At 63.6% G+C, this 22,963-nt stretch carries 20 protein-coding genes and 3 pseudogenes; 7 read left to right on the top strand and 16 right to left on the bottom strand.

What is annotated here, in order from left to right; translation table 11 throughout:
- Both ACLP9N_RS23785 and ACLP9N_RS23780 read left to right on the top strand, forming a co-directional pair.
- Positions 1–89 (top strand): MmpS family transport accessory protein (locus ACLP9N_RS23785; protein ID WP_442409689.1); only part of this gene is annotated, 89 nt, incomplete at its 5' end.
- Positions 86–2,992, top strand: coding sequence for an MMPL/RND family transporter (locus ACLP9N_RS23780; protein ID WP_442409686.1), 2,907 nt, complete (start codon positions 86–88; stop codon positions 2,990–2,992). The genes ACLP9N_RS23785 and ACLP9N_RS23780, both read left to right, overlap by 4 nt.
- 112 nt (positions 2,993–3,104) lie before the next feature.
- Here the strand turns inward: ACLP9N_RS23780 and ACLP9N_RS23775 are convergent, their stop codons facing one another.
- From ACLP9N_RS23775 to ACLP9N_RS23765, 3 genes are read right to left on the bottom strand one after another with little or no spacing between them, the layout of a single operon-like run.
- A complete protein-coding gene (locus tag ACLP9N_RS23775) occupies positions 3,105–3,548 on the bottom strand; it encodes a cupin domain-containing protein (RefSeq protein ID WP_442409685.1) in 444 nt (147 codons plus the stop codon).
- Positions 3,549–3,570: 22 nt separating this feature from the next.
- Positions 3,571–4,284, bottom strand: a complete 714-nt coding sequence (locus tag ACLP9N_RS23770; RefSeq protein ID WP_442409684.1) for a 2OG-Fe(II) oxygenase — start codon at positions 4,282–4,284, stop codon at positions 3,571–3,573.
- Entirely contained in the window at positions 4,284–4,796 is a 513-nt protein-coding gene (locus tag ACLP9N_RS23765) for a methylated-DNA--[protein]-cysteine S-methyltransferase (RefSeq protein WP_442409683.1), read from the bottom strand. The genes ACLP9N_RS23770 and ACLP9N_RS23765 overlap by 1 nt, the downstream gene beginning before the upstream one ends.
- Positions 4,797–4,907: 111 nt before the next feature.
- On the opposite strand from ACLP9N_RS23765, the gene ACLP9N_RS23760 reads away from it, so the two are divergent.
- Together ACLP9N_RS23760 and ACLP9N_RS23755 are read left to right on the top strand one after the other, a co-directional pair.
- Positions 4,908–5,414: an RNA polymerase sigma factor gene (locus tag ACLP9N_RS23760; RefSeq protein ID WP_442409682.1), complete on the top strand. Its 507-nt coding sequence runs from the start codon at positions 4,908–4,910 to the stop codon at positions 5,412–5,414.
- Positions 5,411–6,013: a methylated-DNA--[protein]-cysteine S-methyltransferase gene (locus tag ACLP9N_RS23755; protein ID WP_442409681.1), complete on the top strand. Its 603-nt coding sequence runs from the start codon at positions 5,411–5,413 to the stop codon at positions 6,011–6,013. The genes ACLP9N_RS23760 and ACLP9N_RS23755 overlap by 4 nt, the downstream gene beginning before the upstream one ends.
- Positions 6,014–6,096: 83 nt before the next feature.
- On the opposite strand, the pseudogene ACLP9N_RS23750 reads toward ACLP9N_RS23755, so the two are convergent.
- The 9 genes and pseudogenes from ACLP9N_RS23750 to ACLP9N_RS23710 all read right to left on the bottom strand — a co-directional run.
- A pseudogene (locus ACLP9N_RS23750) lies at positions 6,097–6,225 on the bottom strand (MbtH family protein); the annotation flags it as partial.
- 188 nt (positions 6,226–6,413) lie between these two features.
- Positions 6,414–7,243: pseudogene (locus tag ACLP9N_RS23745) on the bottom strand (hypothetical protein).
- A 26-nt stretch (positions 7,244–7,269) separates the two neighbouring features.
- Entirely contained in the window at positions 7,270–8,526 is a 1,257-nt protein-coding gene (locus ACLP9N_RS23740; RefSeq protein ID WP_442409680.1) for an acyl-CoA dehydrogenase family protein, read from the bottom strand.
- 209 nt (positions 8,527–8,735) lie between these two features.
- Entirely contained in the window at positions 8,736–10,154 is a 1,419-nt protein-coding gene (locus tag ACLP9N_RS23735) for a WS/DGAT/MGAT family O-acyltransferase (RefSeq protein ID WP_442409679.1), read from the bottom strand.
- Between the two features lie 98 nt (positions 10,155–10,252).
- Positions 10,253–11,152, bottom strand: coding sequence for a 3-oxoacyl-ACP synthase (locus ACLP9N_RS23730; protein ID WP_442409678.1), 900 nt, complete (start codon positions 11,150–11,152; stop codon positions 10,253–10,255).
- Positions 11,136–12,239, bottom strand: a complete 1,104-nt coding sequence (locus ACLP9N_RS23725) for a 3-oxoacyl-ACP synthase III family protein (RefSeq protein ID WP_442409677.1) — start codon at positions 12,237–12,239, stop codon at positions 11,136–11,138. Before ACLP9N_RS23725 ends, ACLP9N_RS23730 begins: the two co-directional genes overlap by 17 nt.
- A gap of 5 nt (positions 12,240–12,244) precedes the next feature.
- Positions 12,245–13,210: an Acg family FMN-binding oxidoreductase gene (locus ACLP9N_RS23720; RefSeq protein WP_442409688.1), complete on the bottom strand. Its 966-nt coding sequence runs from the start codon at positions 13,208–13,210 to the stop codon at positions 12,245–12,247.
- A gap of 236 nt (positions 13,211–13,446) precedes the next feature.
- Positions 13,447–14,955, bottom strand: coding sequence for a nucleoside monophosphate kinase (locus ACLP9N_RS23715; protein ID WP_442409676.1), 1,509 nt, complete (start codon positions 14,953–14,955; stop codon positions 13,447–13,449).
- A gap of 41 nt (positions 14,956–14,996) precedes the next feature.
- Complete coding sequence (locus tag ACLP9N_RS23710) at positions 14,997–15,863, bottom strand: universal stress protein (protein ID WP_442409675.1); 867 nt, start codon at positions 15,861–15,863, stop codon at positions 14,997–14,999.
- A gap of 143 nt (positions 15,864–16,006) precedes the next feature.
- On the opposite strand from ACLP9N_RS23710, the gene ACLP9N_RS23705 reads away from it, so the two are divergent.
- From ACLP9N_RS23705 to ACLP9N_RS23695, 3 genes and pseudogenes are all read left to right on the top strand, one after another.
- Positions 16,007–16,291, top strand: a complete 285-nt coding sequence (locus ACLP9N_RS23705; RefSeq protein ID WP_442409674.1) for a hypothetical protein — start codon at positions 16,007–16,009, stop codon at positions 16,289–16,291.
- Between the two features lie 178 nt (positions 16,292–16,469).
- On the top strand, positions 16,470–17,255 hold the full coding sequence (locus tag ACLP9N_RS23700; protein WP_442409673.1) for a universal stress protein: 786 nt from the start codon (positions 16,470–16,472) through the stop codon (positions 17,253–17,255).
- A gap of 6 nt (positions 17,256–17,261) precedes the next feature.
- A pseudogene (locus ACLP9N_RS23695) lies at positions 17,262–17,564 on the top strand (histidine kinase); the annotation flags it as partial.
- 187 nt (positions 17,565–17,751) lie between these two features.
- On the opposite strand, the gene ACLP9N_RS23690 reads toward ACLP9N_RS23695, so the two are convergent.
- The 4 genes from ACLP9N_RS23690 to ACLP9N_RS23675 form a co-directional block, all read right to left on the bottom strand.
- A complete protein-coding gene (locus tag ACLP9N_RS23690; RefSeq protein ID WP_442409672.1) occupies positions 17,752–18,630 on the bottom strand; it encodes a universal stress protein in 879 nt (292 codons plus the stop codon).
- Positions 18,569–19,195 (bottom strand): GNAT family N-acetyltransferase, encoded by a 627-nt coding sequence (locus ACLP9N_RS23685; protein WP_442409671.1) that lies wholly within the window; start codon positions 19,193–19,195, stop codon positions 18,569–18,571. Before ACLP9N_RS23685 ends, ACLP9N_RS23690 begins: the two co-directional genes overlap by 62 nt.
- A 189-nt stretch (positions 19,196–19,384) precedes the next feature.
- The gene (locus ACLP9N_RS23680) at positions 19,385–21,034 is read right to left on the bottom strand and encodes a GAF domain-containing protein (RefSeq protein ID WP_442409687.1); all 1,650 of its coding nucleotides are present in this window, start codon (positions 21,032–21,034) and stop codon (positions 19,385–19,387) included.
- Positions 21,035–21,373: 339 nt separating this feature from the next.
- Entirely contained in the window at positions 21,374–22,696 is a 1,323-nt protein-coding gene (locus ACLP9N_RS23675) for an IS110 family transposase (protein WP_442409670.1), read from the bottom strand.
- Positions 22,697–22,963: the final 267 nt, after the last annotated feature.

The raw sequence follows: 22,963 nt of genomic DNA, 5'->3' as shown, positions 1-22,963 counted from the left end.
GCCGCATCACCATCGATAACGAAGTCAAGGACGAGAAGATAACCAACGGCGTGCACGCCCTGACCTTCTGCTTGGTGAAATCCGCATGAGCACAACTTTTAACGACGCCCGTACAGACGCCATCCCCGTCGCCCAACCCCCAGAGCGGCCGACCATCCCACGCATAATCCGAAAGTTCGCCGTACCGATCATCCTGGGCTGGATCGCGCTCATCGCGGTGCTCAACGTCATCGTGCCGCAGCTGGACGAGGTCGGGAAGATGCGCTCGGTGTCGATGGCTCCTGACGACGCACAATCGGTGGTCGCGACGAAGCGCATGGGCGCCGTGTTCAACGAGTACAAGTCCAACAGCTCGGTGATGATCGTCCTCGAGGGCCAGCAACCCCTCGGCGACGCTGCCCACGCCTTCTACGACCAGATCGTTAAGAAACTCGACGCCGACACCAAACACGTTGAACACGTTCAGGATATGTGGAGCGATCCACTGACCGGGGCGGGCGCACAGAGCAACGACGGCAAGGCCGCCTACGTCCAGGTCTACCTCGCCGGTAACCAGGGCGAAGCCTTGGCCAACGAATCGGTCGAGTCCGTGCAGAACATCGTCAAGAGCGTGCCCCCGCCCAACGGGGTCAAGGCCTACGTCACCGGGCCCGCGGCGCTGTCAGCCGATCAGCACATGGCCGGCGACCGCAGCCTGCAAGTCATCACGATGTGCACGTTCACCGTGATCATCGCCATGCTGCTGCTGGTCTATCGGTCGATAATCACGGTGCTGCTCACCTTGGTGATGGTTGTATTCGAGTTGGCGGCCGCGCGCGGAATGGTCGCGTTCTTGGGCTACCACAAACTCATCGGGCTCTCGACCTTCGCCACCAGCCTGCTGGTGACCTTGGCTATCGCAGCGGCCACCGACTATGCGATCTTCTTGATAGGCCGATATCAGGAAGCCAGGGCTAATGGCGAGTCCCGAGAAGAGGCGTACTACACCATGTACAAGGGCACCGCCCACGTGGTGCTCGGGTCAGGCATGACCATCGCCGGCGCGACGTTCTGCCTGCACTTCACCAATTTGCCGTATTTCCAGACGTTGGGTATCCCGTTGGCCATCGGCATGGTGGTCGTCGTCTTCGCGGCGTTGACGCTCGGTGCCGCGGTCATCGCGGTGGCAACGCGTTTCGGCAAGACACTGGAACCCAAGCGGACGCAACGGATTCGCGGGTGGCGCAAGATCGGCGCTCTCGTCGTCCGCTGGCCCGGCCCGATCCTGGTCATGACGATCGGAGTGGCGCTGGTGGGCCTGCTCACCCTGCCGGGTTATCGCACCAACTCCAACGACCGCAACTATCTGCCCACCGACTTGCCCGCGAACGAGGGCTACGCGGCCGCGGATCGGCACTTCTCGCAGGCGCGGATGAATCCCGAAGTGCTGATGATCGAAAGCGACCACGATCTGCGTAACTCGGCGGACTTCTTGGTCATCGACAAAATCGCCAAGACGATCTTCCGGGTGCCGGGGATCGCTCGCGTGCAGGCCATTACCCGGCCCCAGGGCACGCCGATTGAGCACACCTCAATCCCCTTCCAAATCAGCATGCAGGGTGTCACCCAGCAGATGAACCAGAAGTACCAAGAAGACCAGATGGCCGACATGCTCAGGCAGGCCGACATGATGCAGACGACCATCGACAGCATGGTCAAAATGCAGAGCATCACCGCGCAGATGGCAAACGACATGCACGTGATGGTCAAAAAGATGCACGACATGACCATCGACGTCGCCGAATTGCGCGACCACATGGCGGATTTCGAGGACATGTGGCGTCCCATTCGCAGCTACTTCTACTGGGAAAAGCACTGCTACGACATCCCGGTGTGCTTCTCACTTCGGTCCGTCTTCGATGCCCTCGACGGCATCGACACGATGACCGATGACATCCAGAGCCTGCTGCCCATCATGGATCACCTCGACAAACTGATGCCTCAGATGGTGGCGCTGATGCCCAGCATGATCGAAAACATGAAAGCCATGAAAACGACGATGCTGACCATGTATTCGACCCAGAAGGGTCTGCAGGATCAGCAGAACGAGGCTCAGAGGAACTCGAACGCCATGGGTAAGGCGTTCGACGCATCCAAGAACGACGACTCGTTTTACCTGCCCCCGGAAACCTTCAACAATCCCGAGTTCAAACGGGGCATGAAGAATTTCCTGTCCCCCGACGGCCATGCCGTGCGCTTCATCATCAGCCATGACGGCGATCCGATGTCACAGGAAGGCATTTCGCACATCGGTGCGATCAAGAAGGCCGCTTACGAAGCACTCAAGGGCACGCCGCTGGAGGGCTCGAAGATCTATCTCGCGGGCACCGCGTCAATCTACAAGGACCTCAGTGACGGCAACACCTACGACCTGTTGATCGCCGGAATCGCCTCGCTGTGCCTGATTTTCATCATCATGCTGATCATCACCCGCGGTGTGGTGGCCTCGGCGGTCATCGTGGGGACCGTCTTGCTTTCGCTGGGTGCGTCGTTCGGGCTGTCGGTGCTGATTTGGCAGCACCTCATTGGAATCGAACTGCACTGGATGGTGCTCGCGATGTCGGTCATCATCCTGCTCGCGGTCGGTGCGGACTACAACCTGCTGCTGGTGTCGCGGTTCAAGGAGGAGATCCACGCCGGCTTGAATACCGGCATCATCCGCTCGATGGGTGGCACCGGGTCGGTCGTGACCTCGGCGGGACTGGTATTCGCCTTCACGATGATGACGATGGCTGTCAGCCAGCTGACCGTCATTGGTCAGGTCGGCACCACCATTGGCCTCGGATTGCTGTTCGACACCCTGATCGTGCGCTCGCTGATGACGCCGTCCATTGCCGCGCTGATGGGCAAATGGTTCTGGTGGCCACAGCGAGTCCGGCAGCGGCCCAAGCCTTCACCCTGGCCCACTCCGGCCAAGAAGCCCGAGGCCGCAACGGCGGAAGCTCTCAGCTGACGGCCTATCCCGACGCGACCACCGACGCGGAATTCCAGGGCGCCAACAGCCCAGACGACGCGGAGGATGCGGGGTATTTGACTCCTGCGACTTTCGATGCGCAACGACGGAGTCAACGCGGTGGCGAAACCCCAAGCGAAACGATGCTCATCCGACAGCCTTCCGGACCCGCCCGCCATGCGTGGTCGACACCCGTGACCACCACGTGGTCGCCGGCCGCAAGCGGGTGCCCACCGTCATCCAGAATCAATTCGATGGATCCCGAAAGCACGGTGTCGAAATCGACGGTGTCCGTGTGGTGCATGGAGAACTCCATGCCGGGCCCGTAGTCGATCACCTTCCAGTCCATCGCGCCGGCGGCGACGCCCAAGTCGAAGCTGTCCGCGGCGCGGCCACCGCCGGTGGAAATCGTTGGGAGGGTCGGCGTCGCGTACATCATCGCGTAGCGGACGCCGTCGAGTCCGTCGCCTCCTTGCAGTGTCACCTGGTCGTCGCGCGTAGCGCAGGACCGTCCCGCCGCGTCGACGCCGGTGACCAGGAACCGCCCGCTTGACATGCCAAGAAGACTAAACCGCGCGTCAGGCTGCGTCGTGGAAGATCAAGCCGAGGGTGTAGCGCTCACCCGACCGCACGGTGGATACGCCGTGGCGGACCGGGGCTGCCGACCATCCCCGGGTCGAGCGGACGGGCCGTTCGCTGGTGGTGAAGATGTAACCCTGCCCGCGGGGCAGCGTGGTGACGGTGCCGCGCGACTGGGCTCGCGGCCGTTGCTCCACCAAGAGGAACTCACCACCGATGTGCGCCACGCCGGGCTCGTTGAGGTTGATGACAACTTGCAGCGGGAAGATGAGCTCTCCGTAGAGGTCTCGGTGCAGGGCATTCCAGTCGCCCGGACCGTACTTGAGCAGTAACGCGGTCGGCTTGGTCTGACCGGCGCGATGGCACATTTCCAGCCATTCGTCGAAACTGTCGGGCCACGGCGCCTCACGACCCAGCTTGGTCCACCAGTCGCGGGCGATCGGTAACAACCGGGGGTAGAGCGCGTGCTTCAGCGCCTCGATCGGCTGCGGGTAGGGCTGTTTGAAGTAGCGGTACTCGCCTTGCCCGTAGCGGTGGTGGCTCATGTCGATGGTCCTGCGAAACAAGCTGTCGTCGGGGTAGAGATCACGGGTGGCCGCGCACTCGGCGGCAGTCATCAGCTCAGGCAGCATCGCGCCGCCAACCTCGTTGATCTCGGCCGCGACCGCGTCCCAGTCGGCCGCCTCGACGCGCTGCCGCCAAGCCGATCCCATCAGAACAGCCTGCCGGACGCCGCCGGTGCCGGCTCTTCGAGGTCCAGCAGGAATCGTTTGCGCTGTAGACCTCCCGCGTACCCGGTAAGGGCGCCGTCTTTTCCGACGACCCGGTGACACGGCACGACGATGCTGAGCGGATTACGCCCGACGGCTTGACCGACTTCGTATGCGGTTGTGCCGTCGGCCAATTCGGCCGCCAGCTCGCCGTAGGTTCTGGTCTGGCCGTAGCCGATGCGGGGCAGCAGATCCCAGATCCGGCGCTGGCGCGGGTCGCCGACCACCGCGATGGGAAGGTCGAACTGCGTCCGCTGGCCGGCCAGGTATTCGTGTAATTGGTCAGCGGCGCGGCGGAACAGTTCGTCAGTGGCCGGCTCGACATACTGACCCAGGATGCCTGCCGTGGGCGGGTGCCAGTGATGCCGGAAATACACGCCTCTCAGCCCGTCACCGTCGGCAACCAGCGTTAGCTCGCCCAGTGGACTGTCGATTACCGTGTGTCGCGTTTGCATCTGTCATCCATCTTTCTGGGTAGACGACCGGACGACCCGCAAATGTGAGATCTCACATTTCGCGACACGCCGACGTCTTCGTAGTGACCGTCCCGTTTACGGAGGACTCAGGTGAAGACCGATCAGGGCGTCAAGCAGCCGTTCGAGGCTGTGGTGGCGCAGCACGGAGCCACGGTGTTGCGCGTCGTCCATGCGGTCGTCGGACATGCCGATGCCGATGACGCCTGGTCGGACACATTCCTGGCCGCGTTGAAGGCCTACCCGCAGCTGCCCGCCGAGGCCAATGTCGAGGCGTGGCTGGTGACGATCGCGCACCGCAAAGCCATCGACATCGCGCGTGCCGCGTCGCGGCGGGCCGTCCCCGTTGCCGCCACCCCCGACTCCCCCGCACCCGAACGCGCCGACGCCCACGACCTCGACCTGGACGCCGCGGTGGGCGCGCTGCCACCCAAACAGCGCCAGGCCGTCGCCTACCACTACCTGGCGGGCCTGCCCTACGCCGAGATCGCCGTGATTCTCGACAGCAGCGCCGCCGCGGCCCGGCGCGCCGCGGCCGACGGCATCGCCACCCTCCGACGCACCTATCCCCCTATCGCCGACCCCAAGGAATCCTCATGACCACACGTGAGCTCACCGAGCACTTTCCCGTCGAGCAGGAGGATCTGCGGCGGCTGCACGCCCGCCTGGAGCGCGCCGCCCAAGCTGGCGATCTGCTCGACATCGCCTACCGCACAGTGGATTCCGCTGTCGGATCACTGCTACTGGCGGCCACTCCGCAAGGGCTGCTGCGGGTGGCGTTCGCCAACGAAAGCCACGACCTCGTGCTGCAGAACCTGTCCGAGCGGATCAGCCCGCGGGTGCTTGAAGCGCCCACTCGGCTGGACCCGGTAGCCCGGCAGCTTGACGAATACTTCGCCGGTCGCCGCCACAGTTTCGACGTCACTCTGGATTGGTCTCTGTCGCATGGCTTTCGGCGCACAGTGCTCGGGCACCTCGCCACCGACGTCAGCTACGGTGACACCGCCAGCTACGCGACACTGGCGCGACTGTCCGGCTCCCCCAAGGCGGTGCGCGCCGTTGGCACCGCATGCGCGACAAATCCGATCCCGATCGTCGTGCCATGTCACCGGGTGATCCGATCCGACGGGACCGTCGGCTCCTATCGCGGCGGCCCTGCCGCTAAGCGGGCCCTGCTGGACCTCGAGCGGGACCGATGACGGCACAGCGGCCTGCGCGCAACCGGGTCTCGCCGTTGGGCGAGATCATCGCCGTGTCAGGCCGCGGCGCCTGGATGGGCAATCGCGGTCGTCTGCACGAGGCGCCAACCGGATGGAACGTCGGCAAAGGTCGGCCACAGGCTGTGTTGCTCCTCGTCGTTGACCAAGACGAAGAAGGCCCCGTTGTCGTCGTCGAACGGATTGGTGCTCATAGCCCCCCGGGATGAATTCAATACTTTTGGGTTCACGCTGGACGCGACCGGCCTACCCCAAACCGGCGCGCGCCATGAAAACCATACCCATTCTTGCTGTGGACGCGACGACCTGACGCGGTTAACTACCTCACCCCGAGCGCAGGCCCGGCGACCGAGCAATTCCCGGTTTCGGCCGCATCGAAGCTTCAGCTCACGACATCGAAAATCGCCGCCGCCGACGTGATCGCCTTGTCCGCGTTTCCCTCGTCATGCAGCAGCATCCGCACCCCGACGCGCCCGGGTCCGCCGGCATGCGCGGTGCCCTCCACGCGGAAGGGGCCCACCTTGCCGCGCGACATGAACATCACGTGCCAGCTGACGACCTGCACCTTCCTGGTGCCGGCAACCTCGGCGGCAAGATCGGTGGCGGCGGTCTCGAGAACGACGTGTTGAGGTCCGATGTGCAAAGCCGCATCGGGCGAGGCCAGTTCGAGGCTGAGCGCGGGCAGCACCCAATGACCGTCGTCCCGTCTGGACGCGCGGCCACCCACAGCGGCGGCAGATCGGGCGAGTCCTCGATCACCAGTTCGGTGCCCGAGACATCCATCTTGTCAAGGCCTTCCGGCGGGGTGCCGATGATCGCGCCTTGTCCCTCGTTGAACGCGATGACCCGGTCCGGGTTGTCGGCGTCGACGATCTTGCATCGGCCGTAGCCCATCATCCGGCCCTGATGCACGATGCCCGACCCGACGATCTCGATCCTGCTGACGTTGTAGCCGGGGTCGATGATCTGCACCGAGGCGATCACCGGGTTGGGCACCGCGACCATGTCGGTCTGACAACCCTCCGGCGACGAGATCGCCAGCGGCGCAACCATGAGTCCACCGGCCTCATTGCGCATGTCGCGGCGGATGGTGACGGTGTCGTCGGTCTCGCCGATGTTCATTGACGAGTGGTTGCGGCCGATGTAGCGGTAGCTGAGCAGACCGGTCCAGCGTCGGTGCAGCTCGTCGCGGTACGCGTCGGTGTCGTTCATCAGCTCGCGGATGTCTCGCAATTCGCTCACTTTGGGCCGCCTTCTCCGTCTTCCGAAGCTTTGTTCCGCCTTACCTGATTGAACGGCACGCCGCGGTCGGCGGCGTGCTCGCGCGGAAAGTTCAGGACACGTTCGCCAATCACGTTGCGCGCCATCTCGGTTGTGCCGCCGCCGATGCTGGCGATCTGGCGGCCCAGGTAGCGCGTGCCGATCTTGAGCAGCTCCTCGTCATCGGCCACGACGGCCGCCGCACCCGCGACGGCGTCGGCGGTGTCGGTTTCGACATCGTGGGCCGCAGCCATGAACAGCCGGATGATCGATCCGGCGGCGGGTGGCAGGGATCCGCTGGCCACGGCGTGGAACACATGCTCGCTGATCTGCCCGTGGACCGCTCGGTGCACCAGGGCACGGCCGACCATTTCCCGCACGCGCTCGCTCTCACCCTGGTTCGTGCGATCAACCAGGGACAGCAGGTCGATCGAAACATCCTGGGCCGCAACGATTCCGGGACCGCTGGTGTACTCCGAGCCGTCGCCCATGGTGCGGCGCTCGTGGTAGAGCTGCCGCGACGCGACTTCCCATCCTTTTCCGGGTTCCCCGACGACGGCGTCGTCGCCGACGTCGACGTCGTCGAGGAACTCTTCGCAAAACTCGACCGAACCATTGACCTGTCGGACGCGATTGATGGTGATTCCCGGATGAAGAAGCGGTACCAGGAACATCGTCAGCCCGTCATGTTTCGTTGCGTCCCAGTCGGTCCGGGCCAGGCAAAGTCCATAGTCGGCGGCGAACGCCCAGGTGGTCCACGTCTTGGCGCCGTTGATGATCCATCGCCCGTCTCGGCGATCGGCGCGGGTGACGACGCCGGCGAGGTCAGAACCCCCACTGGGTTCGGACAGCATCTGGACGAGCACTTCATCGCCGCGCAGCGCCGCGTGGATGTGGCTGCGTTTCTGCTCCTCGCTGCCCATGTCGAGGATCGTTGCGCAACATATGGCGAAGGACGGGACGTTGAGCAGCAGCGGTGTCTCATAGCCGAGGGACTCGGCGTCGAACGCTTTCTTGTATTCGTAGCCCAGTCCTAGGCCGCCATATTCGCGGGGAAAGCAGATCCCGGCGAATCCCCCGTTGTACAGAGTCTTTTGAAGCTCACGGGCCCGCTGCCAGGACGCCACGCCATCGCGCTCGAGACGCGCTGCTTCCTCGGGATCCAGCGGCGGCATGTTCGCGGCCAACCAGGACCTGGCCCGGCTGCGAAACTCCTCGACCGACTCAGCGGTCACCGGCGGCGTCGATTCGTCTGCGCGTCATCGCTGCTGGCCTCCCGCCACGACAGTGCTGTGCGATCGCCCAGCAGTGCTGTCAGACAGTACACCACAGGCACGGCCTGCCCCTCGTTGACGGCACTGCTGAATATCACTTAGTCGATGATTGGCCGAGGAAGTGCGGGTGCACAACGGCGTCCCGATGCTCAGCCGACGTGTTCTTCTCGCTATTGGGCCGCGGCGCGAGCGGATTCCCGGCGGGGCGATACGCGCTTGCGTCGAGTGGCGCGGCTGGCCGCCAGCAGCTTTGCCACCCCGTCCTCGATTCCCGCCGCAAGCGCCTCGATGTCGGGCGCGCTGTCATAGTCGGCGGTGATGCCGAAGATGAAATCGTCGGCGTAGCTGAGCATCGCGATGGCGGTGCGCAACTGAAAGGCGATCGGAGGGATCGGCAAGATTTCCAGCACTTGCCGGCCCATCAGTTTTTGGTGGCCTCGCGGACCGGGGACGTTGGTTGTCACTGCGACCACCCCCTTTTGGGGCAACCGCGCCAACAAGCGAATCGCCCACGCCGAGAACACGAACGGCACGTTTTTTGCCGCCGAAACCACCGCGCTGCCGCCTTCGTGTTGACCGCTGGCTTTGGCCTGGGTGAGGCGACTATGCACCAGTTGCAGCTGCTTCACCGGGTCCGCCTCATCGACCGGCAATAACGGAAACATCGCCGAAACCTGGTTGTCGATCATGTTGAAGTGATTCGTCGGGCGAACCGAAACCGGGACAAGCGTGCGGAGCGAATTGCGAACGGGTTGTTCACCGCGGTCGAGCAATATCCTGCGGTAACTGTTGGTGATCGCGGCCAGCGCCACGTCGTTGAGCGTCACGCCAAATACTCGACGGACCTCCCGCAGGTCAGCCAACCGGACCCGTGCCACACTGAAGCGTCGCATCGTTGTGATCGATCCGTGCAATGACGATACCGGGGCCGGGTTGAACAGACTGGCCGTCAGTTCGGCCGCACCCACCGCCACATGTTCGGCTGTCGCCGCCGCGGCGAGCGCGCTCCGCCCTATCCCGCTCACCCAGCTCAGCGGGTTCAAGCTCATCTTGGGTAGACCCAGCCCGGGCCGGGCCGGCTCCTTGGCGGCGCGAATATCGGTGGCGAAGCTGCCGCCGCCTGCGTCGTCGCTGAACTTCGCCAACATCTGCGCTGTCGCAATGCCGTCGGCGATGCAGTGGTGAATCTTGGTCAACACGGCCCACCGGTCGTCGCTCAGTCTTTCGATGAAAAAGCACTCCCACAAAGGGCGCTCACGGTCGAGTCGCCGCTCCATCACGTTCGCGACCATTTGGAACAGCCCTGCGTCGTCGCCGGGGCGCGGCAGCGCGAGGTGATGCAGGTGGCGCGAGATGTCGAAGTGCGGATCATCCACCCATTCGGGCGGACCAAGGTCGAGCGGGTGTGTCCGCAGGATCTGCCTGCAACGCGGAATTGTCGGCACCCGTTCGGCGAAGGTCGCGACGAACTCGTCATAGCTCGGCGCCGGCCCCTCCATGATCGAGACACCGCCGACCGCCAGACTCACATGCGGATCGGAGTCTTCAACCTCCAGGAAAGCGGCATCGAGGGCTGTCAAATGCTCCATCTCGCAACTATCCTCCGCCGCGCGACCCCGCCGTCAGGGCCAGAAGTCCTGACCATCGGGGCCAAACGACAACCGTCCCTTAGCACCCCTCGGGTTGCCTATCCCGCCGTGTGTAGCGGCGGCTGCCGATACAAGGCGGCACCGGCGGTGACGCCCGCACCGGCAGCGACAAGCAGAATCTGCGCGTCTGCCGCAAGCCGCTGAGCTTGCCGCCCCCACGCCGCCGCCAGCGCGGCGGTATGCATGCACTGGTCGTCAGCGACGCTGATCTGGTCAACCGACACCCCGAGCCGGCTGCTCAGCGCGGTGCGGTATCCGTACCGCGCGGGAGCGGCGACAATCATGTCGATGTCCGAAAGCCGCACGGAATGTTCATGCAGGCACGCCCGCGCCGCCTCCGCGGCCGCCGCAGCGAAGTGCTCGTCCATCGCTGCTGACTGATTGAAACGCAGAACATTACGCCTGTCGGCGAATCCCACTGTTGCAGAAAATGTCTCGGCTTCATCGGGCGCATCGTTGATATTCACCCAGGACACGCGGCTCAGGCCGTAGCTGTCATCGGTCCATCCACACAGCAACGCGGCTCCGGCGGCCGAGAAGGGAAAGTGCTCGCTCATCCCATGACCCGGATCGGCGTCACTGGCCACCACCAGCGCGCGATGGATGCTGTGCGTCCGCAGGAACCCGTCGACGATCTGCAGTGCTGTCAGCACTCCGCAGGCGCCGTTGGCGATGTCGAAAGAGAACGTGCCGTGAGCGCCAGCATGCGGATCCTCGGGGTTGGCCCCGATGTCGTCCTGGATCAGCGCGGCCAGTGCCGGCTCACCCAGATTTCGGTCGCGGTAGATCCCCGCATTGACGACAAGATCCAACTCATCGGGGTCGCATCCTGCGTGCTTCAGACAGTCCTTGGCGGCGGTCACGGCGAGGTGCAGTGCGCTGTGCTGGTCACGGAACCGCGGTTGCGTGACCTCTACTCGATCAATGACTGTGCCCATAGCGGCTCACCAAATCCTCATCCAGGGTCAGTAAAACCATGCCGATCTCCAGCCCGGAGGCCAACGCAACCAGCGCGATCCGTTCTCCGGCCACGATGCGTCCGGCCTCGAGTTCCTCGACGAGGGCCACCGTGTGGGTCGTCGATGCCGTGTTGCCGTACCGGTCGACGGTGATCACCCAGTCGTGCCCGGCGCTGTCGCCGAGCGACGCCGAAATTTGGGCCATTCCTTTGCGGATAGCACGTGCCGAAGTCTGGTGGGTGATAACGTGGTCGATGTCGTGAAACGAAATGCCAACGGCCTCAAGCACTTCATGCAGCAGCAGCGGGGTGTTGGCGATTGCGGCCTCCTGGATGGCACGGGAATTGGTGAACATTCGCGCGCCCGGATCGTGGCCCTGTGGATAGGCCAAGCAGAGCCGGCTGTAGTCGGCGACCGTGGTGAATCCGGCAAGGGCGATTCCCGCAGAGCCGGCGGGAGCCCGCTCCAGCAGAAGCGCCGCGCCGGCATCACCGAGAGTCAGGGAGGCGAGTTCTTTGCTCATGATGTTGCGGATGTGGCGCGCCGCGTTGTGGCCGAGCTGCGAGATGTACTCACCGCTGACGACCAGTCCGCGCTCGACGATGCCCTGCCGGATCCAGTTGTTCAAAATGGTGACTCCGGTAAGCATCCCGGCGCACGCGTTGGACACATCGAAGGTCATCGCCTTGTTCGCCCCGATGCCGCGGGCCACGGCGCTGCTCATCGTCGGCTCCAGCCATTGGGTGAGCCCGCCACGGAATTTCGTGATGCTGCAGCTGATGACCACGTCTAACGACGCTGGGTCCTGTTGCGCTGTGGCGAGGGCGTTAAGCGCCGCCGAGGTGGCCAGACTGTAGGAATCCTCGTCGCCCACCGACACCCGGCGCTCGCGGATACCGGTCAGCCGTTCCAGGTCGATATGGGTCTGGTGGCGTGTGGTCGCCATCAATTCGTCTGTGGTGAGGTGAGTCTCGGGCAGATGCCGACCAGCACCCGCTAGCCGGGCGACGAATGGTGCCCGAGCCCCTTCCCCATCGGTCTCCATCACCAGCCAATGGCGAGTCATCGCCGCTACCTCCTTCCGCTGGCCGTTGGCCAGCCGCGAATCTCTAGAACTTCGGTCAACGGACGCCGAGGGGTGGGGTTGACGTGTTGGTCGTGCGCCGGTGACCTACCCACACGGATCAGCACTTGCGGCTGGCCGGTAGTCCCGGCGATCTGCGCGATGATCTTGCGGCTCGCTGCCATTTCGGTCATGTGGGTCAACGTGCAGGTGGCCATGCCGGCCACGGTGCACTCGAGCAGCACCGCCGACAGCGCCTCACCGCAGCGCAACACGCTTCGTGGCTCGTCGTCGCCAGTCGACAGAACTAGGATGTGGGAGCGGTCATGGTCGATGGCGGAGCGGCGGTGACCCCCGCCTGCCGGCGGAAACGCGCGCGCGACATCTACTCGCGCGGCTTCCGAGGTGGACACCAGGGCGCTGTCCGGCACATGACTGGCATCCGACTCGAATGGCGAAGTCCACCATCGCAGTTCGGACACATAGGTCGTGTCGTAACGGCGCAGCGTCTCGGTGAGCTGGGACGCCTCGGCCAACTGAGGACGATCATCGTCGGCCACCACGTCCAACAGCACGTCATGTGGGTTCACGGCGTGGCGCAGCACCAACTGCAAAGCCGGCCACGCAGTTGGCGCACCAAACGGTAGTCGGTCGGTGCGGCGGCGACGGATCGCATCCGCCCGGAGCTGGTGCGCCGCTGTGACGACCTCAATGGGCCGGAACTGCAATGTCGCAAGATGATCCGGGTTGTCCGGATTAGGAAACCGTTCGGTAGCGCTCTCCCAGCCGGCGGCAGCCATGGCGACCCGCAGGTGGTCAAGGACAGCGCCGCAGCTCAACGTCAATTCCCGGCCCGTGTGGTCGGTAGCCGTCATCGCCCGACAGAGATCGGCCCACAACTGCAGCGTTGCGCCCTCGGCAACCCACCGCCAGGGCTGGCTGTTGTGCAGCGAAGGTGCACGACAGGCGAGCATCACCGCATCCCGGATGACCGCGCAATCTGGCGACTTCGCCGTCACGTCAACCACCTCAATGAATCTTTGACCCGCACAAATGAACACTAGGTATTTCGTGTTGCGCCCGGCCAGAGCCCTTAGTCCTCAACGACGGGAGTATTTGGGTATCAGGCTAAAATCCAAATACGCCCGATAGCGGTGACCCCGTCGAAGGTGGACTTTCGTTGACATCGCCCTACCCCTTGTATATGGCTCTAGGTAGCTCCGAACCAGATATCGTGTGCCTGTCGGATTGAGTCCTCGAGCGGCCGAGAGGTGTTCATCCGATGCGCGGTGTCCCAGCCGGTTTGCTCAGCAACTAACATCGTGGCGATCTCCGGCGTCACTTCGGAATTGCCCGGCCGCCTCGTCCTGATCCTGTCGGCGGCGGTGTCAACCGTTACGGTGCACATCAATTCCACTAACGCCGAATGAGTTTCGGAAGCAAGGCGATGGGCTTGTGCGCGAATTCGCGGATCACGCCAGGTGCCATCGAGGATCACGGATTGACCCTCAGTCAAACACACCCGTGCTCGGCGCAGGGCTGCCTCATAGACGGTTGCGACGTTGTCCGGACTATACAGTCCAGCGTTCAGGACACCTGGATCTCCGGTGACGGTGCCTGACTCCCGTAATTCCCGTCGCACGTCATCGGTCGAGATGACCGGCGCTCCAACCCTTTCGGCAAGCGCGCGCGCCAGCGTCGACTTGCCGGTTCCCGGATTTCCACCGACGAGCGCCAGCCGAATGGCACCGGTTTCCAGGTGCCGGGTCGCGATGGCGAGGTGCCGGGCGGCGTCTACCACGGCCTCAGATTTACCCTGCAACCATCTCACGCAGTCGACCTTGGCCCGTACCACCGCGCGATAGGCGATGTAAAAATCCCGCAGCGACGACGGCGCCGAATCGGCGGAGTGGGCGACGTAGCGCTCCAGGAAGTAGTCGCCAAGGTCCTTGCGGCCCAGGAACTCCAGATCCATCGCGAGAAAAGCGGCGTCATCGATGCGGTCGACGTAACGGAGTTGGTCATCGAACTCCAGGCAGTCGAGCAGAGCCACTTCGCCATCCGCGCAGAAAATATCGTCGGCGAGCAAGTCGCCGTGGCCATCCACAATGCAGCCCTCTTTGATCCGGCGCACGAAAAGAGGTCCACGGCCGGAAGTGAATTCGGCGACAAGGTGCTCCATGCGATCGATCGACTCGCCCGAGACCCCCGAAACCGGCATCTTCGCGTAGCGGTGGAGTTCCGACAAATTCTCACGCCAGCGTTGGTCGATCGCATCGACGCTGCCCTGGGCATCAATTAACCGACTGCGCTCACCACGCTGATGAAAGCTCGCCAGCATGTCGGCAATGCGGTCTAGCACACCTTCAACAGACTTTCCGCGCGTCACCAGGGACGCCAACCGATCGCTGTCGCGATACCGACGCATGACGACAATCGGTTCGGCGGGGCCCCCAGCTGGGTCGTCGAGATGGCCGACCCCGAGATAGCTGCCCGGAGACAGCCGACTGTTCAACTCGACTTCTCGTAGACACGCGCGTTCGCGCTGCTCCGGTGTACGGAAATCGAGGAAGTCGGTCAGCACGGGCTTCTTCGCCTTGTACGCCCGGTCTCCGGCTAGTACCACCAGGCCCGTGTGAGTTTCGTGAACGTCGACGTAGGGCACTGCAGCCGTCGCCGGTAACTCGGCAGGTCTGTCGGCGGCGATTGTGGCCTCCATGGCTCTAAGTTGCTTCGGAGAACCTATCTCGTGGGACCGCCTCAGGACGGCCGCGCCACTATCACCGGCGCATGAACCGAGTGAACAACCGCGTTGCCGACCGAACCCAGCAGCATGCCGGCCACGCCGCCTCGCCCGTGGCTACCGACGACGACCAGCTGAGCGGACTCCGACTCCTCGATCAGCGCTCGGCCCGGGTGATCAAGAACGAGGAGCCGGTTCGCCTTGACATCGGGGTAGCGCTCTCGCCAGCCCGCCAGGTACTCGGCCAGAGTCCGCTCCGCTTCCTCCGGCCAGTCCACCCACGGGAGCTGGTACACCGCAACATCGCTCCACGCGTGCAATGCGGTCAGCTCGACACCCCGAAACGACGCTTCTTCGAATGCAATTGCCAGCGCAAGCTCCGACGCCGGCGAGCAGTCGATTCCCACCAGCACGGGGGCTCGGTCGGAAGGCGGCGTGTGGGAAGCTTCCGCGCGAATGACCGCGACCGGACACTTCGCGCCGTGCACGACGCCCGAACTGACCGAACCCAGCAAAACCCGGCCGACCGCCCCACGCCCGTTGGAGCCCACGACGATCATCTCGGCCTCTTCGGACATTTCGACCAGTGTCGGCACCGGAGGCGAACCCTTCACCTCGCTCGTGATCGAGATCTTCCGGTCTTTCGGCGCGGCGTCTTCGGCGATCTTGACAGCCTGCTCGAGAAGCTTTCGGCCGTCGTCTTCCTGCCATTCCGCGACTCCGCCCGGCATCGGTATCTGCGGAAACGTCGGCACGAACTTCCTGAGCATGTGGACCAGGGCGAGCGGCTCGTTTCGCATAGCCGCCTCGCGCGCTGCCCATAAGACGGCGGCGTCCGATGCGGCAGATCCGTCTATTCCGACGACGATCCCATAGCGCTTCACGGTCGTGGACCTTTCTGTCTCCCTCGATGCCAGTCACTGAAAATGCTATTGGCCGCAGAGCCCTCGGTCGTGGGGCTTTAGTCCCCAACCCCGTGGCCCTGAGACCTTCGTTGGATCGGCTTCACCGTGGCATCGTCACAGACATGACTGAATGGCCCGCCGCCGTTGACAGGCGCTACCACGACGCGGTGATCTTCGACCTCGACGGCCTGGTGACCGAGACTGTCTCAGCTAGCGTCAGGGCTTTCGATTCGACCGTGCCGGTGCTGCGCCGACTACGGGTGTACCGCGGCCAACGCCTGCACCTGCGGATCAGCGGACGAACTGCCGCTCTGACGGCTGAGGCTGGGGGCCTCGGAGTGGTTGACGTCGAATGCCGTGGTCGCGTGCAACGGCTCTTGCCCGGACAGACTATCGAGGTCGGGTAACAGCCGCCGGCAGGTGACCGCAGGATGACTAACGCCGCGAACGAGGGGCCGAACGGCCCTGCTGCCAGCCGCCGACGCCCAATAACGTCTTCATCGATGAGCTCGGGAAATTCCAGCGGCCCAGTCGCCCGATCGGGAGGGTGCAGTGAACCATCCGCAATCACCACGGTGGATCGTCGTGGGCATCGACGGCTCAGACGCCGCGATCAACGCCGCCAAGTGGGCAGCCAGCGAGGCCATCAGCCGCGACATCCCGCTGCGTCTGATTTGCGCGATCCCCGAACGAAAGGCTGATGCGCCCGCAGGTGATGAGAGCCTGGATATCGAATACGGCGAAACGGCGCTGCGCGCTGTGTGCGCCGCACTGCATACCCTAGGCCAGCAAATCAAGATTGAAACCGAGCTTGTGCACGGATCGCCTAAGAGCGTTTTGATTGACGAATCACGCCACGCGGCAATGATTTGCATGGGATCCATTGGGATTGGGCAGGTTGCCCGCAGGGTTCTCGGTTCGACCGCCGACAGTGTCGCTCAGAATGCACATTGCCCGGTGGCGGTGATTCGCAGCAATCGCAAAGGCGAGGAGTCACCTTCCGGATCGATCGCTGTCGTCGTCGACGATTCACCCGGCAACGACGCGGTGCTCGAGCTTGGCTTCAGCGAGGCCCGACTTCGTGGCGCGGCGATTTTAGCGATGGGAGTCTGGCGATGGGGGCTCGGCGAAATTCCTTACCGCCAGCTGGACCATCGGCTCAGCCGCTGGGTTGCTCAGTATCCCGACATACACGTACGTCCAGCCTCAGCCAGACAGGGAGCCGCCGAGTTTCTGACCAGCGCACAGGAACCCATCCAACTCGCGGTGGTCAGCAGTGCGGACGCGGGCAAGGTCGCTCGAATCGTCGGTCCGATCACTCCCCACTTCGGGCACACCGGGTGTTCGGTACTCGTAGTGCGCGAGCAATAGCCCGACGCGCCGCTAGCCGAAGTGCGCGCCGCGGCTGAAGTGTTCGCTCAACGCGACCGCATCGCCGGCGAGCTGCAAGACCATACACTCCAGCGGGTCTTCGCCATTGGGCTCGCGTTACAGGGCACCATCCCGCGGGCCCGCTCGGCCGACGTGCAGCAGCGCCTTCACGCGGCAGTAGATGACCTGCACGCAGTGGTCCAAGACTTTCGGACCGCGATCTTCGACCTGCGTGTCAATTCCACCGATATCACCCGACTGCGCCAGCGTCTCGACAAGGTAATCGGCCAATTATCAGGGAATTTGGCACCCTCACCGTCGGCGGCGCGCCCAGCGGCGGCACCTGGCTGCGATGGGCCGCTCCTTTGATATAGAAGCGCGTAACCGCGCATGCCCAGCATGGCCCATAATGGCCAACCGTTAGAGCCATGAGCCGCGCGCAGGCTTGTGACGAAGCATCGAACGGGCACACTCTGGATCGCACAGGGCCGATTGACTAGCGAATCACGACCACCGGGACTTTTGCCGCCTGAGCAACGGCAGAGCTGACCGAGCCCAGGAGCATGCCCGAAAACCCGCCGCGCCCACGGCTACCGACCACCACCAACTGAGCGCGTTCGGACTCGCTAAGTAACCACTGGGAAGGCTTGTCGCAGAAGAGTAACCGCTCGACATGCACATCGGGATACTGTTCTTGCCAGCCGGCGAGACGTTCGGCCAGAACCTCTTGCCCTTGACTCTCGCGCTCGCGCCAATCCATCCCGAGCACGGGAAACACCCCCACATCGCTCCACACGTGAAGCGCCATCAGTCCAACTCCTCGGCGGGAGGCCTCGTCAAAGGCGAGCGCTGTCGCCGCCTCCGACGCGGGTGATCCGTCAATCCCAACTAACACAGGCGCATTCGAATCCGGAACCGCGATTTCCTCCGAACGAATGACCGCGACCGGACAGTGGGCGTGATGAATCAGCCCCGTAGTGACCGAACCCAACAGCAGTCGTCCCAGCGCTCCTAGCCCCTGACTGCCGACGACGACCATCCACGCATCTTGGGACGCATCGATCAGTGCCTGCGCCACCCCGGAATAGACCATCTTGGTATGCATCTCGGATGGTTTGGAATCGCCCAGGCTGGACGCCAGCGTCTTGTAAGCCTGTTCAATAACGGTCTGCGCCTCGTCTTTCTGCCAGTCGGGCATCTCGGAATACAGTTGCCCGACCGGCCAGCCGACTACCACGGGAGCAACGGCGTGCAACAGCGTGATAGGCACGTGGCGCATGGCGGCCTCGCGGGCTCCCCACGCTATCGCAGCGTCAGATGCCGCCGATCCGTCGACACAAACCAACACTCCGTATTTCTTTGTGGGCGTGGACATCTCGCACTCCTTGTTCTCGAACCTCAATGGCATTTGACGCGCCGAGACGGCAATTGGGCAGCTCGAACTCCAAGCGACAAACCGCCCCGTAGCTCAATCGCTCGGACGGCCAACCAAGATCGGACATGACGTTGATCATGACGCGATTGTCGGCCAAGATGTCGGCTACGAATCGCCGTATCCCTTGGTTTTCGGCGATTTCGGCCAGACGTCGGAGCAATGCCGTTGCGACGCCGCGCAAGTGGTCCTCATGAGCGACCACAATCGCGATGTCGGCAACGGTCGGGTTGTCGGAGACCGCGTAGCTCGCTACACCAATGAGTCGGTCCGCATCGAATGCGCCCAGAGCGTACTGCCCAGCACCAGGCTCAATCAGCTTGCCAACGAGCTCGTCCAGCTGGACCGGATGCAGCGTGAAAAAGCGTAGGTAGCGGTCATGATCGCTGAGGTTTTGATGAAGTGCCACAACAGCTTGGGCATCATCGACAGCAAGGCGACGCAACGAAACGAGCCGTCCGTCTGGCAATCGACATGTAGCCTTGACTTGTGCCGCTGGACTGCCCATCATCCTCCTCGATGCCATCGTGATCGGTCCATCCAGACGGTTATGCCATTTGGCTGCACATGACGTTATGCCTGGTCTGCGCGGTTCGGCAGGGCCGTTGGACCCCGCGCCTGCGCCATTGGTCCCCGTTCGAAGCCTCGGGTTTGCATCGGCCGCTGCGCGATATGAGCGCGTCAACAGATGTGCGAATCAGTGATCGATTAGCGGAGCGGTCCAGTGAACCCGAGTACCGCCCTCGGGTTGATTGACGATCTCGCAGCGGCCGCCAACTTGTTCTGCGCGGTATGCGATATTGCCCAGGCCGCTACGGCGAGTATTGTCCACGGGCACGCCACAACCGTTGTCGATGATGTCGAGAGTCAACATGTCGGCGACGCTGACCTCGACAGTCAGTCTTGAGGCGCCGGAGTGCCGGATGGCGTTGCTGACAGCTTCCGCAGTAACCGCTTCGGCGTGCTCTGCAAGCTCGCCGCCAACGGCGGTCATCGGGCCGTGCATGCGCACCGTGGTGGTCATGTCACGATTTTGAGTGAGGTCGCTGACCACTTGTTGTATCCGATTTCGAAAGCCGCCGGCGATTTCCGCCGGCGATTTCAGCTGGAAGATGGTCGTGCGGATCTCCTCGATGATGGTTTGGAGATCGTCGAGCGTGCGGTTGAGTCGGTCGGCAACCTCCGGCGAACGTGCCCGGGCGACCGTGCCCTGCAGATCCATGCCGGCGGCGAACAACCTTTGGATGACATGATCATGCAAGTCGTGCGCGATGCGTTCACGCTCGGCTACCAGCGTGAGTTGGCGCGCGTGCTCGCGGCCGGACGCAAGCATGAGTGCTATCGCAGCGTGGGTAGCGAAATCGCTGACCACGTCGAGGTAACTGTCGTCGAATGGTGGTCGGTCTGCGCTCCGGGCAAGGGCGATCACTCCGGCGACTTCATCACCGGCGCGCAGCGGCATCAAAATCGCGCTGCGTTGTCCGACATCGGTGAATGCCTGAATCGGGTAACTCAACGCCTCGGTGATCAGCGGCTCGCCGGAACGGAAAACTCCGCCGCTGGTGGAGGCATCCACCGGGATCCGTTGGCCGATGACCTCGGAGGCATTCAGCCCCACCGCCGCGGATACAATAAGCGTGTCGATTTCTTCAAGAGTTAGGTCCGCGTCGACCGGAACAAGCACGATAGCCTGTTCGGCTGCGGTAAGGGCGCACGCGCGTTCAGCGATCAACTGCAAAGGCGCAAAGCCTGGCTCTACCCTGGACAGCAGGGCGGTCGTGATTTCCCGGCTAGCCTCCATCCATTTCACCGACATGCGCTCGCGCTCGAATATTTGCGCATTGTCAATGGCGACCGCAGCCGCGAACGCCAACGCGCGAGCGGCGACCTCATCGGATTCAGCGAACAGCCGACCTGGCTCGTCGTGGGTCAGATAAAGGTTGCCGAAGTCCTTCCCCCGGATGGTGATCGGCACACCGAGAAAAGCTCGCATCGCAGGATGGTGCTCGGGGAACCCGACCGAAGCCGGGTGCTTGGTCAGATCATCCAGACGCAACGCCGGCGTGTCGAAGGGCGACAGACTCAGAACGCCCTTGCCAACCGGCAGCGGCCCGATTCGCCGCGCCTCATCAGCATCGATTCCGTCGTGGACAAACGAGAGCAACGTGCCGTCGGGATCACGTATCGCCAGCGCCCCGTAGGGGGCAGAGGTCAACTCCCTGGCCGCCCGGACGATCCGTCGCAGCGTTGCGTCAAGATCGAGATCTGAACCGATCTCGACGATCACCTGCAGCAATTGCTCCATTTGATCGCGCGCCGCCAGCAACTCATCGAGTTGCGCGTGCATCCTGCTTACCAGTCCACGCTGCCCAAGACCGGCAAAAGCCGAGCCGCTGTCGTCGCCGGCCACCTGACCCGATACCTCCACGACCGTTTGGCCCTTCAGCCCCGTGGCAGCCCGCGTGTTGTGCAGAGCAACAAGAACAAGTACGAACCGAGCAACGCGAAGGCGCCTTCGGTCAGCTTAGTCTGATTCGGATCACACCCCAAGAAACCGGCTTGACTCATGGAAACTGCCCGCGAAACGCCTTCGGTGCCTGACCGGAAAATACCAAGGTGAGTGGGCATGCGAGATTAGCCGCGCAGCTTGGGGAGCCGGGTCAGGTTGTGAGGCTGTGTATTCAGCTTAGGCGGCGGCTTCGAGGGTGACGTGGTATCCCATTGCGGTGAGTTGGGAGATGTGATTGCGGATCCTGCGTTCGGTGTTGATCAGGTTGTTGTGATAGTCGGATCCGAGGTCGCAGAACCGGGCGAACGGGTCGGTGAGCAGGTGCCAGACGATGACGAGGATGGATCGGGCGACCGCGACCAGGGCTTTGAGTTTGCCACGGCGTTTGACGATGCGTCTGTAGCGTTCGCCAAGGAAGGTGTCGGTTTTGGCGGCCGCTGCGGCGGCCTCGCCGAGTGCGCCCTTGAGGTACGGGTTGCCCTTGCCGGTCTTGCCGCCACGGGTCACAGGACCGGACTGGACTGTGCGCGGGCACAGTTTCGCCCACGACACCAAGTGCCCGGCGGTCGAAAATTGGCTCATGTCCAGGCCGATCTCGGCGAGGATGATCTGGGCCCCGGTCTGCCCGATTCCGGGGATTTCGGTGAGGCGTTCGACCGCGCCCGGCCGGGTGGAGGCCGCTGCGGCTTGGTCGTTCACGCTCCCGTCGCCTGCGTCGTCGGGATCATCCTCTTCCAAGAGGTGATCGATGCGGGCGGTGAGGGTACCGATCTGCGTTGACAGTGTGTCGATCTGATCCAGCAGCATCCGGGCCAGTTCGGCGTGGTGGTTGTCGAAGCGGCCGTCGAGCGCCTTGATCAGTGCTGATCGCTTGGTCTGCATCCGGCCCCGCGCCAGGTCGGCGAGGCGCCGCGGATCACGCTCGCCGGCAATCAGCGCCTCGATCATGTCCCGCGCCGAGAGAGTGTTCAGCGTGGACGCCACCGACGACAGCTTGATGAGCGCGTCTTCGAGCAGCTTCTCCAGCCGCTGCCAGTACCGGGAGCGTTCCCGGGTGAGATCGACCCGCAGCCGGGTGTAGTCACGCAGCTGCCGGATCGGCGCCGGTGGCACAAACGATGGACGTAGCAGCCCCTTCTCGGTGAGCTTGGCCAGCCAAACCGCGTCGAGCTTGTCGGTTTTTGGCCGACCGGGCACGTTCTTCACATCGCGGGCGTTGACCAGCTGCACCTCGAGCCCGGCCGCCTCAAGCAGGTAGTACCAGATCCGCCAGTAATCCGACGTGGACTCCACGGTGACCTTCTCGACCCCCAGCTCCATCAACTGACCGGCCAGGTCGCTGACCGCGCTGGTGGTGGACTCCACGTCCCACACCTTGCTGACTCGCCGGTGCTCACGCGGGATCCGGACGCACACCACTCCGGATGCCTTGGCCACGTCGATGGCGCATACCCGTTCCAGCACCAGCTCATGATCGGCGTCGGGAATCTCTTCAGGCACCGGCCTATGCTTCGGTTTCGATCTCAATTCGCTTGTCCTCCAATCCATACTGAACACGGGGCGGGTCGCCTGGGGGCCTCGGTCAAGGGAACCGAAAGTCTGACCGGCGTGCTCGAAGCAACAGTGCGTGACCCTTCCAGGTCGGGGCCCCGGCGCCAGGCTCACGTTCGGGCTTGAGCAGCCAAGGAAACATCGGCGTCGGCAGGCGACCCGACCCCATTTTCACGCCTGCGAGGCGTCACCGTGAGGCGATTGGGGGCTCACGTG

The organism is Mycobacterium sp. (assembly GCF_052144515.1).
GTDB lineage: Bacteria > Actinomycetota > Actinomycetes > Mycobacteriales > Mycobacteriaceae > Mycobacterium.
This window is presented reverse-complemented; position numbering and strand designations above follow the sequence as displayed.

Excerpts from the sequence above, each read along its gene's own strand:
- ACLP9N_RS23780 (WP_442409686.1), top strand. The coding sequence starts at position 86 with ATGAGCACAACTTTTAACGACGCCCGTACAGACGCCATCCCCGTCGCC.
- ACLP9N_RS23775 (WP_442409685.1), bottom strand. The coding sequence starts at position 3,548 with ATGTCAAGCGGGCGGTTCCTGGTCACCGGCGTCGACGCGGCGGGACGG.
- ACLP9N_RS23770 (WP_442409684.1), bottom strand. The coding sequence starts at position 4,284 with ATGGGATCGGCTTGGCGGCAGCGCGTCGAGGCGGCCGACTGGGACGCG.
- ACLP9N_RS23765 (WP_442409683.1), bottom strand. The coding sequence starts at position 4,796 with ATGCAAACGCGACACACGGTAATCGACAGTCCACTGGGCGAGCTAACG.
- ACLP9N_RS23755 (WP_442409681.1), top strand. The coding sequence starts at position 5,411 with ATGACCACACGTGAGCTCACCGAGCACTTTCCCGTCGAGCAGGAGGAT.
- ACLP9N_RS23735 (WP_442409679.1), bottom strand. The coding sequence starts at position 10,154 with ATGGAGCATTTGACAGCCCTCGATGCCGCTTTCCTGGAGGTTGAAGAC.
- ACLP9N_RS23730 (WP_442409678.1), bottom strand. The coding sequence starts at position 11,152 with ATGGGCACAGTCATTGATCGAGTAGAGGTCACGCAACCGCGGTTCCGT.
- ACLP9N_RS23725 (WP_442409677.1), bottom strand. The coding sequence starts at position 12,239 with ATGACTCGCCATTGGCTGGTGATGGAGACCGATGGGGAAGGGGCTCGG.
- ACLP9N_RS23720 (WP_442409688.1), bottom strand. The coding sequence starts at position 13,210 with ATGCTCGCCTGTCGTGCACCTTCGCTGCACAACAGCCAGCCCTGGCGG.
- ACLP9N_RS23715 (WP_442409676.1), bottom strand. The coding sequence starts at position 14,955 with ATGGAGGCCACAATCGCCGCCGACAGACCTGCCGAGTTACCGGCGACG.
- ACLP9N_RS23705 (WP_442409674.1), top strand. The coding sequence starts at position 16,007 with ATGACTGAATGGCCCGCCGCCGTTGACAGGCGCTACCACGACGCGGTG.
- ACLP9N_RS23690 (WP_442409672.1), bottom strand. The coding sequence starts at position 18,630 with ATGTCCACGCCCACAAAGAAATACGGAGTGTTGGTTTGTGTCGACGGA.
- ACLP9N_RS23685 (WP_442409671.1), bottom strand. The coding sequence starts at position 19,195 with ATGGGCAGTCCAGCGGCACAAGTCAAGGCTACATGTCGATTGCCAGAC.
- ACLP9N_RS23680 (WP_442409687.1), bottom strand. The coding sequence starts at position 21,034 with ATGCACGCGCAACTCGATGAGTTGCTGGCGGCGCGCGATCAAATGGAG.